The 15,907-nt window shown below is 61.9% G+C and carries 16 protein-coding genes, 1 tRNA gene and 1 pseudogene; 5 read left to right on the top strand and 13 right to left on the bottom strand.

All coding sequences use genetic code 11. From position 1 onward, the window contains the following. The first annotated feature begins 2 nt into the window (after positions 1-2). A complete protein-coding gene (locus tag JY451_10135; GenBank protein ID QZH74110.1) occupies positions 3-542 on the top strand; it encodes an RNA polymerase sigma factor in 540 nt (179 codons plus the stop codon). Beyond that, on the top strand, positions 539-1,252 hold the full coding sequence (locus tag JY451_10130) for a hypothetical protein (GenBank protein ID QZH74109.1): 714 nt from the start codon (positions 539-541) through the stop codon (positions 1,250-1,252). Before JY451_10135 ends, JY451_10130 begins: the two co-directional genes overlap by 4 nt. An 85-nt stretch (positions 1,253-1,337) precedes the next feature. Here the strand turns inward: JY451_10130 and JY451_10125 are convergent, their stop codons facing one another. The 8 genes and pseudogenes from JY451_10125 to JY451_10090 all read right to left on the bottom strand — a co-directional run bounded on the left by JY451_10125 (position 1,338) and on the right by JY451_10090 (position 8,526). Then, positions 1,338-1,679: a hypothetical protein gene (locus JY451_10125; protein ID QZH74108.1), complete on the bottom strand. Its 342-nt coding sequence runs from the start codon at positions 1,677-1,679 to the stop codon at positions 1,338-1,340. 828 nt (positions 1,680-2,507) lie between these two features. Further along, positions 2,508-4,184 carry a GMC family oxidoreductase gene (locus JY451_10120; GenBank protein QZH74107.1) on the bottom strand — a complete coding sequence of 559 codons (1,677 nt, stop codon included), beginning with the start codon at positions 4,182-4,184 and terminating at the stop codon, positions 2,508-2,510. Then, complete coding sequence (locus JY451_10115; GenBank protein ID QZH74106.1) at positions 4,184-5,047, bottom strand: sugar phosphate isomerase/epimerase; 864 nt, start codon at positions 5,045-5,047, stop codon at positions 4,184-4,186. Before JY451_10115 ends, JY451_10120 begins: the two co-directional genes overlap by 1 nt. Continuing rightward, a complete protein-coding gene (locus JY451_10110; protein QZH74105.1) occupies positions 5,044-5,601 on the bottom strand; it encodes a gluconate 2-dehydrogenase subunit 3 family protein in 558 nt (185 codons plus the stop codon). The genes JY451_10115 and JY451_10110 overlap by 4 nt, the downstream gene beginning before the upstream one ends. After that, entirely contained in the window at positions 5,598-6,431 is an 834-nt protein-coding gene (locus tag JY451_10105; GenBank protein ID QZH74104.1) for a DUF1080 domain-containing protein, read from the bottom strand. The genes JY451_10110 and JY451_10105 overlap by 4 nt, the downstream gene beginning before the upstream one ends. Further along, positions 6,428-7,345 carry a TIM barrel protein gene (locus tag JY451_10100; protein QZH74103.1) on the bottom strand — a complete coding sequence of 306 codons (918 nt, stop codon included), beginning with the start codon at positions 7,343-7,345 and terminating at the stop codon, positions 6,428-6,430. The genes JY451_10105 and JY451_10100 overlap by 4 nt, the downstream gene beginning before the upstream one ends. A gap of 210 nt (positions 7,346-7,555) precedes the next feature. Continuing rightward, positions 7,556-8,277 (bottom strand): annotated as a pseudogene (locus tag JY451_10095) (IS6 family transposase). A gap of 159 nt (positions 8,278-8,436) precedes the next feature. After that, a tRNA-Ser gene (locus JY451_10090) sits at positions 8,437-8,526 on the bottom strand. Positions 8,527-8,692: 166 nt separating this feature from the next. On the opposite strand from JY451_10090, the gene hspQ reads away from it, so the two are divergent. After that, positions 8,693-9,073, top strand: coding sequence for a heat shock protein HspQ (gene hspQ, locus JY451_10085; GenBank protein ID QZH74102.1), 381 nt, complete (start codon positions 8,693-8,695; stop codon positions 9,071-9,073). A 6-nt stretch (positions 9,074-9,079) separates the two neighbouring features. On the opposite strand, the gene JY451_10080 is transcribed toward hspQ, so the two are convergent. Beyond that, on the bottom strand, positions 9,080-9,982 hold the full coding sequence (locus JY451_10080; GenBank protein QZH74101.1) for an ABC transporter permease: 903 nt from the start codon (positions 9,980-9,982) through the stop codon (positions 9,080-9,082). Positions 9,983-10,075: 93 nt separating this feature from the next. Between JY451_10080 and JY451_10075 the strand changes: the two genes are divergently transcribed. Then, entirely contained in the window at positions 10,076-10,777 is a 702-nt protein-coding gene (locus tag JY451_10075; protein ID QZH74100.1) for a GcrA cell cycle regulator, read from the top strand. 350 nt (positions 10,778-11,127) lie between these two features. Here the strand turns inward: JY451_10075 and JY451_10070 are convergent, their stop codons facing one another. Next, a complete protein-coding gene (locus JY451_10070; protein QZH74099.1) occupies positions 11,128-11,895 on the bottom strand; it encodes an autoinducer binding domain-containing protein in 768 nt (255 codons plus the stop codon). Positions 11,896-12,065: 170 nt separating this feature from the next. Next, on the bottom strand, positions 12,066-13,430 hold the full coding sequence (locus JY451_10065) for an MFS transporter (GenBank protein ID QZH74098.1): 1,365 nt from the start codon (positions 13,428-13,430) through the stop codon (positions 12,066-12,068). A 135-nt stretch (positions 13,431-13,565) separates the two neighbouring features. On the opposite strand from JY451_10065, the gene JY451_10060 reads away from it, so the two are divergent. After that, positions 13,566-14,084, top strand: a complete 519-nt coding sequence (locus JY451_10060; GenBank protein ID QZH76675.1) for a DUF1993 domain-containing protein — start codon at positions 13,566-13,568, stop codon at positions 14,082-14,084. On the opposite strand, the gene JY451_10055 is transcribed toward JY451_10060, so the two are convergent. After that, positions 14,081-15,145: a methyltransferase domain-containing protein gene (locus tag JY451_10055; protein QZH74097.1), complete on the bottom strand. Its 1,065-nt coding sequence runs from the start codon at positions 15,143-15,145 to the stop codon at positions 14,081-14,083. The two genes, JY451_10060 and JY451_10055, sit on opposite strands and share 4 nt — an antisense overlap. Before the next feature lie 68 nt (positions 15,146-15,213). Further along, the gene (locus tag JY451_10050) at positions 15,214-15,897 is read right to left on the bottom strand and encodes a spermidine synthase (protein ID QZH74096.1); all 684 of its coding nucleotides are present in this window, start codon (positions 15,895-15,897) and stop codon (positions 15,214-15,216) included. Between the last annotated feature and the right edge of the window lie 10 nt (positions 15,898-15,907).

The following is a 15,907-nucleotide window of genomic DNA, read 5'->3' as shown; positions in this document are numbered from 1 at the left end:
GCATGGATGAAACGGCGCGTGTCAGCCGTTTAATCCACGTAGAGGCAAAACGAGTGAACCCATCATTTGAAGAGCAGGTGACTGACCTCCTGCCCCGGCTGCGTCGTTTCGCTGCCGGGCTGGCGGGCAGTCCTGCGGATGGGGACGACCTTTGCCAGACAACCATAGAGCGTGCGTTCGTTAACCGCGACAAGTGGCAGGACGGCACGCGGCTCGACAGCTGGATGTATCGGATCATGCGCAATTGCTGGATAGACGAATGCCGCACGCGAACCCGGCGCAATGTCACTTTCGTAGCCGAAGATGCCGGTGCCGATACTGGAGGCTGTGGTCCGCAGGAAGCCGTGATGGAACTTTCCTATGTCGATCGCGCCCTGCAACAACTGCCGGAGGAACAGCGCGAGGCGGTCTTGCTGGTGATGGTCGAAGGCTATGCCTACAAGGAAGCGGCCGTCATTGTCGGCTGTCCGGTCGGAACGCTTAATTCGCGGCTGGTCAGGGGCCGCGACGCGCTTCTGGCGCTGCTGAAGGATGCAGCATGACGATTTCCCGCGAAGAACTCGCTGCATGGACCGATGGCGAAATTCACGGTGAGCGCGCCGCGGAGATAGCTGCAGCTGTGGAGGCCGACGGGAACCTGCGCGAACAGGTGGAAGCCCATAGGACACTCAAGCAAAAGCTCACATCCCACTTTGCACCTCTTGCAGCGAGTCCTGTGCCCGACCGGCTGATGTCGCTCTTGAAAGAGGGGGGACAGATCGAAGGCCATGGCTCCGCGTCTGTGATAGACATCTCAGCCGCGAAAGACCGGTTGCTGGAACGGCGCCGCTTTCCACGATGGGGCTGGGTTGCAGGCCCCGCGCTTGCCGCCAGCCTTGCCCTGGCAGTATTTCTCCCGCGTGAAGACGGCGGCGCTCCGCCCGGTTATGCTGATAGCCAGCTTGCCAGCGTATTGGATACCCGATTGGTTGCCGACCAGGAGAGCGATGCGCCAACGCGGATCCTGCTGTCTTTCCGAACCGAGGCTGGTGAATTCTGCCGGGCTTTCACATCCAACGAAGCCAGCGGCCTTGCCTGTCGTGACGCGTCTGGCTGGCGACTGGAGGCAACCGGAGAAGGCGATGCCAGCGACGGCACGGATTACCGTATGGCTGGATCTGCGGAGATCCTCGCATTGGCCCAGGAACGCGCCGCTGGTCCCGCGCTCGATAGCGAAGAGGAGCGTGCCGCGCGAGAGGCGGGCTGGCGGTGACGGCCACTTGGGTTCGATTTGAATGTCGTCACAAAAGAGGGGCCGGATTGCTCCGGCCCCTCTCAGTTGCGCAAGTGGCGCAGCATCATTCCATCGTGATCGTGAAATCGCGATAGCCGCGCTCGGCCATTTCCTCTATGTAATCGCGTCGCTCGTGGGATAACTCGTTTGCGTATTCTTCCCAGACGTCGCGCTGGTCCTCCAGATCGCTTGCCCTCCGCAGGTCGCTCACCAACTCCTCTTGGGCTTCGAGTATATCGATTCGGTAATCGAACCACAGGCTGTTCTCGATGCCGGCGATCGGACTGTCGATAATGCGCTGCTCTTCCTGTCTCGCGATGCTCTCTTCGTAAAGGATGTCGGCTGCCGATACCGCCGTCGCCAAAGGAAGGATGCCGAGTGCAAGAACAAGCTTCGTGATAGGCATTGCATTTCTCCTCTTGTGGTGACGCTGCCTGCCAGCAGCTGTGCGAGGGAAACGTTTGCGGTTTCGCGTTTAATCCATGTCGAGAAAAAATTTCAACCTTCGCAAGTCCGGTTGGCAATGAAATTCCGACATAAAAGCGAATAGAGAGATGGGTGTGCACTGCCGAGCAGGCTGGTCCAACACCGCCTCCATCCCAATCAATCAGATTGAATGCCCAACTTCAGGCACTTGAAGGCAACCCTTGAACGGCCGATTTCGCGGAGCAAATGGGTCCGGCTCTGCCCAAGAACGGGCCCCCATTGCAGAATTGGTCGTCATGCCGAATGCGCCATGGTGCGCTAAAATGCGCCGCGAGCCAACCAAGAAGTGGGCATCGCAGCGGGCATAAGTGCATCAAATTACCATAAATGATTGAAACCTATGGAGATCTGGTGGTGCTGTCAGTCTAACCGCAACTCGTCTCCGATTGGGGAACCCATCCTCTTCCCCAGTGTGGCTTATGCCACGAGGTTCTGCCACTCGGCCAAGGCGACCGAGGGGCAGGTCTTGTAGTTTTCTCTGTCGATCAGGTGGCGCTCATCTCTAGAAGCGACGCTCTTCATAGCGCAGCCTTTTGGCCACGAGCGAAGGCGCTTTGCTGCCGATCGGCTTCTCGTCTAGGCGTCTGTTTTCTCGCTTTGGTGTCCTAAAAGCGGAGCCGAGGCTTCCCACCCTTATTCAAGACATAGCGCCACCTCGCGGTGGTTCCTAAGAGCGGACATTGCCGTGGCAACGCGGGTGCTCTCTACAGCGACGCAACCTGCGCAACGCCAGCAATCGGCACTAACTTCATATCGCCCCCAAGCGCAGCTGATTGACCGCGTGATCTGCCGCACGCGCGGTCAGTGCCATGAACGTCAGCGAGGGGTTGACGCAGGAGACCGACGCCATCTGCGCGCCATCGGTGACATAGAGGTTCGCAGCATCGTGCGCCTGGCTCCATTTGTTGAGCACGGACTCGCGCGGATCGTCACCCATGCGCGCCCCGCCCATCTCGTGGATCGCATCACCCGGGACATGCTCGCCGCGCCAGCTTTCCACGTTGAGCAGGCCGGCGGCACGAAGCATCTGCTCTCCCTCTATCCTCGCATCGTCCATCATGCGGATCTCGTTCTCGCGGAAAGTGACATCGAAACGCATCAGCGGCATTCCGAAGCGGTCGACCTGGTCGGGATGCAGACTGACGCGGTTATCGGCGTAGGGAAGGCATTCGCCGAACGCGCCCATCGAAAAGCGCCACGGGCTATAGCTGCGCATACCGTGCTTCATCGATGCGCCGAAACCATGTGGACCAGCGGGCCCCCGGCTGGCCGAACCCTGATAGCCATAGCCGCGACGGAAGCCGACATCCTCTTCGCCGCCAAGGTTGCGGAACCGCGGAATGTAGACCCCGCCCGGTCGCCGCCCATACTCAATGAACTCCGAAAAGCCCGGAATTTCGCCCCCGATCCCGACGCGGAAGATGTGATCCATGACATAGCGGCCCAGGGTGCCGCTGCTGTTGAAGTGGCTCTGCTCACTACCCCGGACGCGTGAATTCATCAGGATCTGCGTTGACGCCATCGCCGAGGCGCACAGGAACACCAAAGGCGCGGGAATGACGGATGCCTCGCGCGTGTTGGCATCCACCACGCGTACGCCCGTCACCAGCTTGCGTGTCGCATCGTATTCCAGACCGGTAACGACCGTATCGGAACGCACTGTGAGCCTGCCCGTCGCGCGCGCCGCAGGCAGGGTCACCGATTGCGTCGAGGTATAGGCGCCGAACGAGCAGCCGCGCCCGCACTGGTTGCGGAACTGGCACTTCACCCGGCCCTGCTCGGGCTTGTCCTCGGTGAGATTGGACATCCGTGCGTGGATCAGCTTGCGCCCCGGTGAGCTCGCTTCGAGCCGCTCCTTCAGCCATTCCTCGGCGATGTTCATCGGCATCGGCGGCTGGAAACGGCTGTCGGGCAGATAGGGGAGGTTCTCGTGGGAACCGGAGACCCCGGCATAATCCTCGACGTAATCGTACCAAGGCGCGAGATCGTCATACCGGATCGGCCAATCGATGCCGACCTGCTCGCGTCTGTTCGCCTCGAAATCATCGGGGCTGAAGCGGAAGGTCCAGCGCCCCCATATCAGCGATTTGCCTCCGACCGCGCCCGGACGTATCCAGTAGAACTTGTCTCCCTCGTCATAAGCGTAAGGATTGAGCCGGTCGTTGTTGTAGTATTTCTGCGTAGCGGGCGAGACATAGCCGTGCCGGGCGATGAAATAATCGCTTTCCTGCAACGGGCGGGGCATCATGTCGCGCGCAGGGATATTGGCGGCCATTTCCCCTTCGTATTCGTAATCCCGGCGATGTTCGACCATGACCCCGCGATCGAGCATGAGGACGCGCAGGCCCTTTTCGGTTAGCTCCTTGGCCGCCCAGCCGCCGCTTACTCCTGAACCGACGACAACGGCATCATACATGGTGGACATTACATGATTCCTGGCAATGCGCCGCGCAGCGCGCTGAGCGCCATGAAGCTGGCGTGGATATCGGGGAGATAGGGCGACGGGCACTGATCGTTCTCGACATAGAAATGCCGCACGCCCGCAAGGCTGTTGAGCGTGAAGATGTCGGCAAAATCGATCACGCCATTGCCGACGCTGGTCATTACGCCATCCGCCGTGCGGTCCTTGACGTGGTAGCCATAGACCCGGCCCGGCAGGCGGGAGATGACCGCGTTGGCGTCCTCGCCCGCAGCCACCGTCCAGTACAGGTCGAGCTCGATCTTGACCGTTTCCGGATCGGTATCCTCGACCAGCCGATCGAACAGGCTGCGGCCACCGAACTTTTCGGTGAATTCGAAGTCGTGATTGTGATAGGCAAATTCCAGGCCGGCCTGCTGCAATTGCGGGCCCCAGCGGTTGAAGTTCGCCAGGGCTGCCGTCCAGCCTTCCGAGTTGCGATGTTCCTCCGCCATCCAGGGAAGGACGATCGCTCCGGCACCCAAGGTCCGGGCTGTCTCGACTGCACGGTCGAAACCGGTCGCCAGCGTTTCATAGCCGATGTGGATCGAGGGCGAGACGAGCCCCAGCCGGTCCATCGTGTCACGCAGCGCGACAAGGTCCATCGCCTCGTAGCCGCCGCCCCCGAATTCGACCTCGCGATAGCCGATCGCGGCGACTTCCTCGAGCGTGCGGATCGGCTCGCGCGCGAACAGTTCGCGCACCGTGTAGAGTTGCAGTCCGATCGGGTTCGCGCTCGCTGCCCATGCGCGCGCCATGAGCGGAGGAGCCATCAGGCCAGTGGCGAGTGCAGCGCTACCCGCCAGCCATTGCCGCCGTGTGGTCATCATGAGGAAAGCACCTTGTTGACCTGTGAGTACGGGTAAGCGCCGTCATACCGACCGGGGACAGGCAGGTATTCCCTCTCTTGCGTGATGCCGATCTCGGAAGTGAAATAGCCCGTGATCACCAGCTGCCGGAACTTCTGGAAGAAATCCGCACCTTCCGACAGCTCGCCATCCATCGCCAGTTGCAGCAGCGCATCCTGTTGTTCGGGCAGCGTACTGGTCGCGGCCATCTGGTAGTCCGTCTGGCTGCGCGCCTCGATGGCATCGAGCCCGGCGATGATCGGCTCACGCTCTTCAGGCAGCGCCCAATCGGCCAGCAGCTTCTCGATGAACTCGGGGACACCCGCGGCGATTGCACCCGGAGTATCGGTGGTTGGCATGATGCGTTCGGTAAGAGCAGTCATCAGCGCGCGCTGCTCCGCGGTGAACACCGGCGCGCTTGGCGGGCCGGAGCTGATCGGTGCGGCCTGGGATGCTGCCCGAGCTATCGGGGCAAACAGGCTGGCGCCGAACATCGCCACCATGCCCGCCAGCGCGTCTCTGCGGTCTATGTTCATTGCCCTGCCTCCGGAAAATCATGGTTCACCGCCGCTTCGGGGAGGCGACGGACCCAGATGTTGCGAAACGAAACGGGAGAACTATGATCCTGAAGCTGGATCGGCGCTACATCCTCGTGGGGGGTGTAACGGCCAAGATCGCGCCACACCGTCTCGCCCAACCAGGGCTGCCGGTTTTGCACCAGCACGCCGTTCAGGAAGGCGGTGATATAGGCCGGACGCAGCAACTCGCCATCTTCCCCAAAGCGCGGGCGTTCGAAGACAATGTCGTAGCTCTGCCATTCGCCGGGTGGGCGCGACGGGTTCACCAATGGAGGCTTCCAACCGTAGATCGCGCCAGCAGACCCGTCGGCGTAGGTGGGATTGTCGTAGCTGTCGAGAATCTGGATTTCGTAGCGTTGCATGAACCAGATACCGCTGTTGCCGCGGTCCTGCGAGGTGTGCTCTGGCGGGTTCGGCGAGCGGAATTCGAGGTGGAGCTGCACATCGCCGAAGCTCTCCCTGCTGACGAGCGCGCTCTCGCCGCTTCCCGGAGCGCGCGGCGGCACGGTCATCACACCGTCGCTCACCGTCCAGGCGGCGCCCTGCGCCTGCCAGGCCTCAAGCGAACTGCCGTCGAACAGCACGATTGCGTCCGACGGCGGCGCGCCCGGAGCATCGCCCGGCGTCACCACTTCGGGATAGGGCCGCGCAGGATCGTGCACGCGCCATTCGCTGCCCGGCAAGTATGGCGTGTCATCGAAGCCCGGTCGTTCCTGCGCCATGGCGACACTCCCTGATAACAAGCACGCCGCTCCGGCTATGACCCATCTGCCTAGCATCAACTTCATCCTTGTTCTGCGTCGATTGCGCGATAGGCGGCGAGCAGTCGCTCCTCGCCTTCGCGGCCACCGATCGAGTTCCCGTGTTCCATGCCGATCACGCCGCTGAACGAGCGGGAGCGCAGCCAGCGGACGATATTGCGGTAGTTGATCTCGCCGGTGCCGGGCTCGGCGCGGCCCGGATTGTCGCCGAACTGAAGATAGGCGATTTCATCCCAGCAGGTCTCGAGCGTGGTAAGCAGGTTTCCGGCCTGGATCTGCTCGTGATAGACGTCGGCAAGGATCTTGATTGCAGGGCTGTCGACCGCCCTTGCCACAGCATAGGCCTGCGCAATCGTCTGGAGGAACACGCCGGGGTGGTCGGTCAAAGTGTTGAGCGGCTCCATCACCATCACCAGACCGTGCGGCTCCACGATCTCGGCAGCGCGGCGCATCGTGTCGATGACGCGGCCGGTCTGGATATGGATCGGCAGTCTGGCATCGAGGAAGCCCGGAACGACCGTCATCCACCTCGCGTCCAGCCGCCGGGCGACATCGATCGAAGCGCGAATGTCCGCCAGAAAAGCCTCGCGATCCGCATCGTCGTCACCGCCAAGCAGAGGCCGCGATTGCGCCCACCTGGGCATACTGGCGACAAACACGCCCATGGTCATGCCACGCTGCCGGAGCGCGCGGGCCATGGCGGTCTGCTCCGCCACCGTGCGGCCTGCCGCCTCATTGTCTTCCCACGCGGAAAACCCCTCGCCTGCAGCAAAGGCAATCTGCTCGAGCCGGTCACCACGGCTCGCAAAGCTGCCCTCGTGCGGCGCATAGCCCAGCGAAAAGTGCGGGGCAGTCTGCGCAAACCCAGCAGTGCTGCCCACGGACGCAGCAACTGCGGCAGCGCTTCCTCCTGCAAGCACCGCACGACGCGAGATTTCCATCCCCATACTCCCGCAGGAACCAGCCGACGCGCGGATGGCTTCATTATCTATGATGATGGTATCCGGCACAGCCTTTGGTCACAAGGGTGCTGTCACTCTAACTGCAGCTCGCTTGACTGACGAAGTCATCCACAAACCATCCCCGCGGTGCTACCAGTCTAACCGCAACTCGTCTCCGATTGGCGAAGCCCTCCTCTACCCCGGCGCGGTTTATGCGGCGAGGGTCTGCCACTCGGCCAGGGCGGCCGAGCGGCGGGCTTGTAGCTCTCTCTGTCGATCAGGTGGCGTTCGAGGTTGAAGTGATTATGGACGTTGGCGCGGACCAAGGCGAACTTCTGCGACGACTTCATCTGCCGAAATCGCAGCATCGCCCGCTCTCGTCGTCGGAACGGCAGGTGGCTATTCTCCACCCGGTTGTTGGCCCAGCGTCCCACCTCCTGTTTTGCCGTGTTTCCGAGCTCTGACATCGCCGCCTTGTAGGAGCGAAGGCCATCAGTGGTGATCTCGACCGGCGAGCCGTGGCGCTTCAGTGCTTTCTGCATGAACCGTAGCGATGCCTTCCTGTCACCCGTTTTTGTAACGTAGCTTTCGAGGACCCCGCCTTCCTGGTCGACCGCGCGCCACAGGTAATGCATCTCGCCATTGATCTTCACGTACACCTCGTCGAGGTGCCACTTCCACTGTCGGGAGCCCTTCATCCGGCTGACACGCTGGCGCCGAACATCAGCCGCAAACAGCGGGCCGAAGCGGTTCCACCATAGCCGGACTGTCTCATGGCAAATGTCGATCCCGCGTTCGAAGAGCAGGTCTTCCACATTTCGCAGGCTCAGTGGAAATCGGACATACATCAGCACCACGAGACGGATTACCTCGGGGGAGGAAATGAAACAGCGAAATGGGCTTGGCGGTAGGGCTCGAGATTTGCGCTGCATCAGTGCTGGCTAGCAGGGCGCGGCGCGAGGAGCCACGTTACTCTGACAAAGCCCTTTGCCATCCTGAGGGCCATTTGTACCTGCCTTTTGTACCTTAGGCAGCATAAAAAGCATCAGAAAATCATCATCCTACCGGATTTATTGGCTTTTCTGGAAGACTGGCGGAGAGGGTGGGATTCGAACCCACGTTACGGTTGCCCGTAAACCGCATTTCGAGTGCGGCGCGTTCGACCACTCTGCCACCTCTCCGCAATAAGGGTGGCGGGCTGCTGGCCCGCAGGTCGTCTTGAAGCGGTGGCGGTTAGCCGATGGGTCTCGGCTTGCCAAGTCCCTGTTTGCCCCGCTCGCCTCGAAATCGGGTGATTGGGGCATAACCAGACTTGCTGCACCTGCGAGCGCACCTATATTGAGAGTGATGAGCCGCCCGGAACCCTCTCCTTCACAAGCCGGACGCCTGCATGAGGCTCCGCTTCGATCCCGCGCCCGTTTCGCCATCGGTGATGTGGTGAAGCACCGTACGCACGATTTTCGCGGCGTTATCTTCGATATCGATCCGGTCTATGCCAATTCCGAAGAATGGTATGAGGCGATCCCCGAAGACAAGCGTCCGCGGCGGGACCAGCCGTTCTATCACCTGCTGGCCGAGAACGAGGAAAGCTCCTACGTCGCCTATGTCAGCCAGCAAAATCTGCTGCGTGATACGGCCGAGGAACCTATCGACCATCCGCAGGTGCGCCAGCTGTTCGACGATTTTCGCGGCGGCAAATATCGTCTGCGCCGCTCACTAACCCATTAATAAAAACTAGCTTTTTATCTTCCAGCCGCTTTTCAGCACTCGATAGGTCAGCCAGCCCAGAAGCAGGTTGAGCACGCCTACACCTAGTGCCGCACCCATCACCGCTTCATTGGTGTTGCCGATATCGCTTTCTCCCAGAAAGCCGAAGCGGAAGCCGGAAATCATGTAGAAGAATGGGTTTGCGCGGCTGATCGCCTGGAAAAACGGCGACAGGTTGGAAATTACATAGAAAGTGCCCGACAGCAGGCTGAGCGGGGCCACGATGAAATTGGTGATCGCGGCGTTATGGTCGAACTTTTCCGCCCAGATACTGGCAAGGAAACCGATGATCGCCAGCATGGCTGCTCCCATCAATCCGAACCAGACAATCGCCCACGGATGCGCGGCCTTCAATTCGACACCGGGATATAGCGCCATCGCAATCGCCACCGCTCCGCCCACCAGCACGGCGCGGGTAATCGCTGCGGCGACAATCGCCAGCATCAGCTCGGCTTCGGACAGCGGCGGCATCAGCAGGTCGATGATCGTCCCCTGCATCTTGCCCGCCAGCAGGCTGAAACTGGAATTGGCAAAGGCGTTCTGCATCATCGCCATCATGATGAGGCCCGGCGCGACGAAGGTGCCGAAGGGCACGCCAAGCACTTCCCGCCCTTCCCGGCCTAGGGCGACCGTAAATATCACCAGAAACAGCAGCGTGGTGATCGCCGGTGCCCAGACGGTTTGCGTCTGCACCTTGAGAAACCGGCGGATCTCCTTAATATAGAGGCTCCACAGCCCGATCCGGTTGATCCCGGTGATCTGCGGCACTCCCTTTGGCGGGAACTTGCGCCCGGCATTACTGCCGGTGACGGGGAATTCAGCGGAGCTGGCCACGGCTGCTCCGGCGGGTTCTGCTGCTTGTTCCGACATGGGAGGTCGCCTATCTTGAGCGGAACGGACTGGCAAGAAATACGGCAGGCCCTGTTGCACTAGGGTTTGCGATACAGGACTGGAATTGACTGCATGAGTTGGACCGAAGAACGCATCGCCACGCTGACCAAGATGTGGGAAGGCGGGGCGACCGCCAGCCAGATTGCCGACGAGCTGGGCGGGGTGTCCCGAAATGCGGTGATCGGCAAGGCACATCGGCTGGGGCTGAAGGCCCGGCCGAGCCCGGTGAAGGCGAAGGAAGCAAAAAAGCCCGTGCTGAAGAAGAAGGTGGAGGCGGCTCCCGTAGCGCCGAGGCCTATTGCGCGGAAGTCCGCCCCGATAGCGGACACGCCGCGGGCAGAGCCGGAAGTCGAGCGCGAAGCATCGATTGAAGCCCCCACCCCTGCAACGGCTTCCGATTCCAACAGCCAGCCGATCCCCGGTCGGCAGGAGAACTTCCCCAAGATCGTTTCCTACGGGCCCGGTGGCTTCCTGCGTCAGGGCCCCGGCGACCAGCAGCCGCCGATCCCGCCCGCGCCACCGCGGCGCCTGGTGCCTGCCAAACCGAGTCCGGAGATTGCCGACAAGACCAGCTTGCTGGATCTTTCGGATCGGGTGTGCCGCTGGCCGATGGGGCATCCGGGCGAAGCCGATTTCCACTTCTGCGGTGACAAGGTGAACCCCGGCTTCCCCTACTGCGTGGCGCATTGCGGCCGGGCCTATCAGGCGCAGCTGCCGCGCGGTGCACGCCGGCCCCCGCCGCCGCTGCCGTTCGGCGGCCCGCGAGTCCGCTGATCGCATCTCGAAACGCGAAAGGCCCGCTTCACCAGAGGGAGGCGGGCCTTATTCGTGTGTGCGCCCGGAAAGCAAAACGCCCACCCGAGAGATCAAAACCGGAATGGCGTTCGACACCCTACCGCACACCATCAACGGCTATCGAATTTGCGGGTCCGGTAAGGAGTTTGGCGCCCCGGATGTGGGTTCCGGGGCGCCAGGACGCGAGCGATCCACACGGTGCGACCCGAAGGCTCGCCTGCGCCACCGGCCGGGCCTATAAGGAGCGATGTTACATATGTCGTGTCACGTAATCGCTTTATCTTCCGGTGGTTTACGGCATTTTACATTTGTCGGAACGAATCGTCGCATCACGGCCCCGGCTCATCGCGTTCTCGAGCGCGTTCGGTCAAATTCTCCACTTCTTCGCTGACAATATATCCCAGTGAATAGGCGCGCACACAGGCCGCCGTGCGGTCTGTGACGTCGAGTTTGGAGAAGATACGGCGGATATAGGCGTCGATTGTCGAGCGCGAGACGCCCAGTGTTACCGCCATTTCAGGATTGGTTTTCCCCCGGCACATCCAGCCGAGCACTTCCAGTTCACGGTTGGACAGCACCGGCATGGTGAGATCGTCGCGCATGATCTGGCAATAATTCTGGAACGACACCTGCCCGATCTGGTGCACCGCCAACAGCACGGCATCGCTGGGGGCCTCAGCCGGCGGCCATCCGGCGCCAAGAAACCCCGCGCGCCCGTGCGGGCCGTAGCAGGCCACCCCGATCCCGCGTGCCAAGCCATAATCTGCGGCGAAATCGAGATAGCGCAATTGCGGCTTCGTCAGGTTGCCCAGTTCGATATCGGCAGGCCAGCAAAAGGCATTGCCGTGGTCGAAAGATAGCGAGGGCAGCGGGTCATCGAGAAAATACTTCTCCCGATAGAGTCTTTCCCAGCCGTCCGGCAGGCCGATATTCGTCAGCAAGCGCTTCACCCGCACATCGCGGGTGAGCGGGGCGATGAAATAGGCACCCTCAATCCCGATCAGTGAAAGGGCATCCGTTACCGCGCTGCGCAATTGCACAACGTCTTCCGCATCCCGGATCGTGCCGAGCGCTGCTGTCATGGCGTTGTCGTCCATCGGCATCGGCAATCCACCCACATTGGTGTCGATGCGACCCTTGTTGAACGGCTATCCCCGGTGTTGCGACGGGCTGCGAAGCTGCATAATGCCACAGCTCACAACATCCGGCAAACGCGACACCCAAGTCTTGAAATAATCTTACTAAATTGCGGTGGCTGGAAAGCGAATCATCCCTTCAAAGGCGGCACGTGCCTATCAACCACAAAGGCAGCCGCCGAAACCAGCAGCGACACTCCAACCAGCACGCCGAAGAAGGGCCAAGTACTGTCACCACCGAAATCGAGCAATGCTCCGCCAAAACCGGTGGCCGAGATCGCCCCGAAGCGGCTCATCAGGATGCCCAGCCCCATCCCCGCCGCGCGGCAGGCCTGCGGATAACCGAAAGCCATCATCACATACATGGCGGCGATGGAGGCGCTGAACGCGGCCCCCGACAGCCCTACCAGCCAGATCACGAAAGTCTTCTGTCCTGCGTCGAGCACCGGCGGCAGGCCTTCGATGGTCCAGCCGATGGAAAACATCCACAGCGCCATCACCACGCTCAACGTTGCCATGACCACCTTGGAACCAAACTGGCGCACCACCAGGCCCACTATTACGGAGCCCACCATCGAACTGATTCCCGCTAGCCAGATCGCAAAGCTGGCTTCCTCGAAGGTGAAATTGGCGGAGGTAAGGAAAGTGGTCCCCCAGCTGAGAATACCATAGGCAACCATGGTGGCAGCGGCAAAGGCCAGCGAGATGCCGATGTTGAGCCGCCAGATGCTGCGGTGCGTGAGACCGATCACCGGTCCGCCCGCGGTCTCCTGCGCGTCGCGTTCGACTTCAAGGTCGACCTCGTAGTCGAGCACCAGCCGAGCATTCTTCTGTGCCTGCTCCTGTTTCCCGCGCGCCATCAGAAAGGACGGGCTGTCCCGCAGTACGAGCAGCACTGCAATCACCACAGTAATCGTAGCCGCACCGACGATCAGGAAGGTTCCGTCCCAGCCGTACCGGGCTTCGAGATCGGGCGCGAACCAGGCGACGATCGATCCTCCGAGCGGAGTCCCGACAGCCAGTGTACTCACCGCCACCGGGCGCCAGCGCACCGGCAACCATTCGTTCGCCATCGACAGCGCATTTGAATAGGCCGCGCCGAAGCCCAGCCCGCTGACCAGTCGCCAGAATCCGAGCTGCCACACGTCGGTGGCGAACGATGCGCCCACGGTGGCGAGCGAAAACAGGATCGACGAAATCACCAGCGTCCAGCGCCGACCGATCCGGTCCCCCATCAACCCGCCCAGGAACGCGCCGAGGCCGAACCCGATCAGCGCCGCGCTGTTGGCGATCCCGAAGGTCGAACGGGTGATCCCGAAGGCGTCTATCACCTTGGGCGCGAGCACCCCCAGCAATTGCAGGTCCATCCCTTCCGCCACCAGGACCAGCATGCAGGTGAAGACGATCATCCATTGCAGTGGTTTGGTCTTCTGCGCATCGAGCGCAGCGGTAAATGTCATCCGCGCGCCAGATCCGGCGCTGAAATTGGTGGCCATGCGAACCCGCTCCCTTTGCGGCGTACCATGCCAGCGGGCGCACGAATGTCCACGAACAAAGCAGAAGCCTGGCGCTTGATCCCAGCTCGATGCACTGCCAGCCTGTGCGCGCGTCACCTGTTGGAGAAAATCGCCATGTCCTTTTCGCTATACGAAGCAGTCGTTCCTTCGATGATCCAGATTCTGGTCGCCGGACAAGGCTGGATCGAGAAGTGCAAGGGTTGTGGCACCGCAGAAGAGGAACTGGCGGATGCCAAATTGATCGAAGACATGTTCCCCTTCGCCTATCAGGTCAAAAGCATGGTGGTGCATTCCGTCGGCGCGATCGAGGGCGTGCGCAAAGGCCAGTTTACGCCAGACATGAGCGACCCTGCGCGCTCGCTCGAAGCGATGCGGCTGAATCTCGGCGCGGCGGAAAATACACTGCGGGGGCTGTCGAAAGGCGAGGTGGACAGCTTCATCGGCGGCGAAACACATTTCGTCTTCCCGCCCCGTGACATCGACCTGCCGTTCGCCAGCGAGGATTTCCTGCTCAGCTTCAGCCAGCCCAACTTCTATTTTCACGCCAGCACGGCCTACGGCATCCTGCGCTCGCGCGGGCTGAAGGTTGGCAAACTGGACTTCATGGGACCACTAAGGCTGAAGCAAGGCTAGGCCCGGACCTCCAGCACCATGTTGGAGGGTGTCTCGGTGGCACGGCGCACTTGGGTGAACCCGGCCTCGTTCAGTACCTGCGTCAGCCGCGCCTGCCCCGCCTGCGCGCCTAGCCCCAGTCCGACTTCCTGCGCCAGCGACGCAGGGACGCAGGCCATGCAGGAGAAGCCGTAGAAAATCTGCCCCATCGGGTGCATGTTCTCGGCCATCGAGTCCCCCGCGTTCGGCTCGACCACCATGAACACCCCGTCTGGTTTCAGCGATTCCCGGATATGCCGCGCCGCGCCCACCGGATCGCCCATGTCGTGCAAGGCATCGAAAATGCAGGCGAAATCGAAATCGCCGCCCGGATAGTCCTGCGCCCGCGCCACTTCGAAGCTGACATTGCCCAGCCCCTCCTCCGCCGCCCGCTCGCGGGCCTTGGCGATCGAGGGTTCGTGGAAATCGTAGCCGACGAAGGTGGAGGCCGGATATTCCTTCGCCATCAGGATGGTGGAAGTGCCATAACCGCAGCCGATGTCCGCCACCTTCGCGCCTGCTGCCAGCCGGTCGGTCACGCCGTCCAGCGCGGGCAGCCAGGACGGGATCAGGTTGGCCGCATAGCCGGGGCGGAAGAAGCGATCGACGCCGCAGAACATGCATTGCGAATGCTCGGACCACGGGCGCCCTTCGCCCGATTTGAACACCTGCACGGCCTTTTCGTGCATCTCATACTGCGCCACAATTGATTGAATGAAGCCCTGCATGCAGGCGGGCTGGCCTTCGCGCGAAAACACCAGCGCCTGTTCGGCGGTGAGTTCGAAGGTTTCCGCCGCCGGATTGAATGTGACGTAACCTGCCGCCGACACCGAACCGAGCCATTCGCGCAGGTACTTCGGCTCCAGCCCGGTCTTGGCAGCAAGCTGCTCCAGCGCCATCGGCCCTTCGCCGTCCATCGCCGCAAACACGCCAGCCTGGTCGCCGAGATAGGCCATCATCAGGCTGACCGCGCCGGCGACATGGCCGACCACCGTGCCTGCCATGGCTTCGACCTTGGCGAAATCGATCGCTTCGTTGTTCATTGTCCCTCTCCCGTGTTGCGTTTGTCCGAACTCCTATCATCCGGCGCGCAAGAGGGAAGAGGGCAAAGTCAACGAACGCGGCGGGCGAACCAGATCGTGTGCTGCGGGCCCTTGTTGTTGGGCCGGGCGCGGACGCGCTGCACGTCCACTTCGAGCCCGGCATCCTTCAGCCTGCCGGTGAACTTGTGATCGGGCGCAGCGGACCAGATCGCCAGCACCCCGCCGACGGTCAGCGCCTCGCGCATCCGGGCAATGCCGGTGCGGGTGTAGAGCCGTTCGTTGCCCTCGCGCACGATCCCGTCGGGGCCGTTGTCAACATCCATCAGGATCGCGTCGAAGAACGGGGTGGTGCCGTCAACCGCATCGTCCACCAGCGCAGCCACATCGGCGATCACGACTTCGCCGCGTGGATCATTCAGGCTGTCGCCGGTCAGCTCCGCCAGCGGCCCTTTTGCCCAGTCGAGGATTTCCGGCACCACTTCGGCCACCACCACCCGGCCCTCCGGCGGCAGGGCAGCGAGCGCGGCGCGGAAGGTGAAGCCCATGCCATAGCCGCCGATCAGCACGCGCGGCGCGGGCACCTGCAGCCGTTCGAGCGTCAGCTGCGCCAACTGCTCCTCGCTGAACTGCATCCGCGTGCCCATCAGCTCGTCGCGGCCAAGCATGATGATGAAGTCGCGCCCGTGGCTGACGAGCGTCAGGGTATCTCCGCCGGGGATTTGGGCAGTGGCGATTTCGTGGCGGGGCAGCATCTTAAGGTCC

The sequence above is a fragment of the Erythrobacter sp. genome, assembly GCA_019739335.1.
In the GTDB taxonomy this organism is placed as follows: domain Bacteria; phylum Pseudomonadota; class Alphaproteobacteria; order Sphingomonadales; family Sphingomonadaceae; genus Alteraurantiacibacter.
The sequence above is the reverse complement of the archived record's forward strand: the minus strand, read 5'-3'. Positions and strand labels throughout refer to the sequence as shown.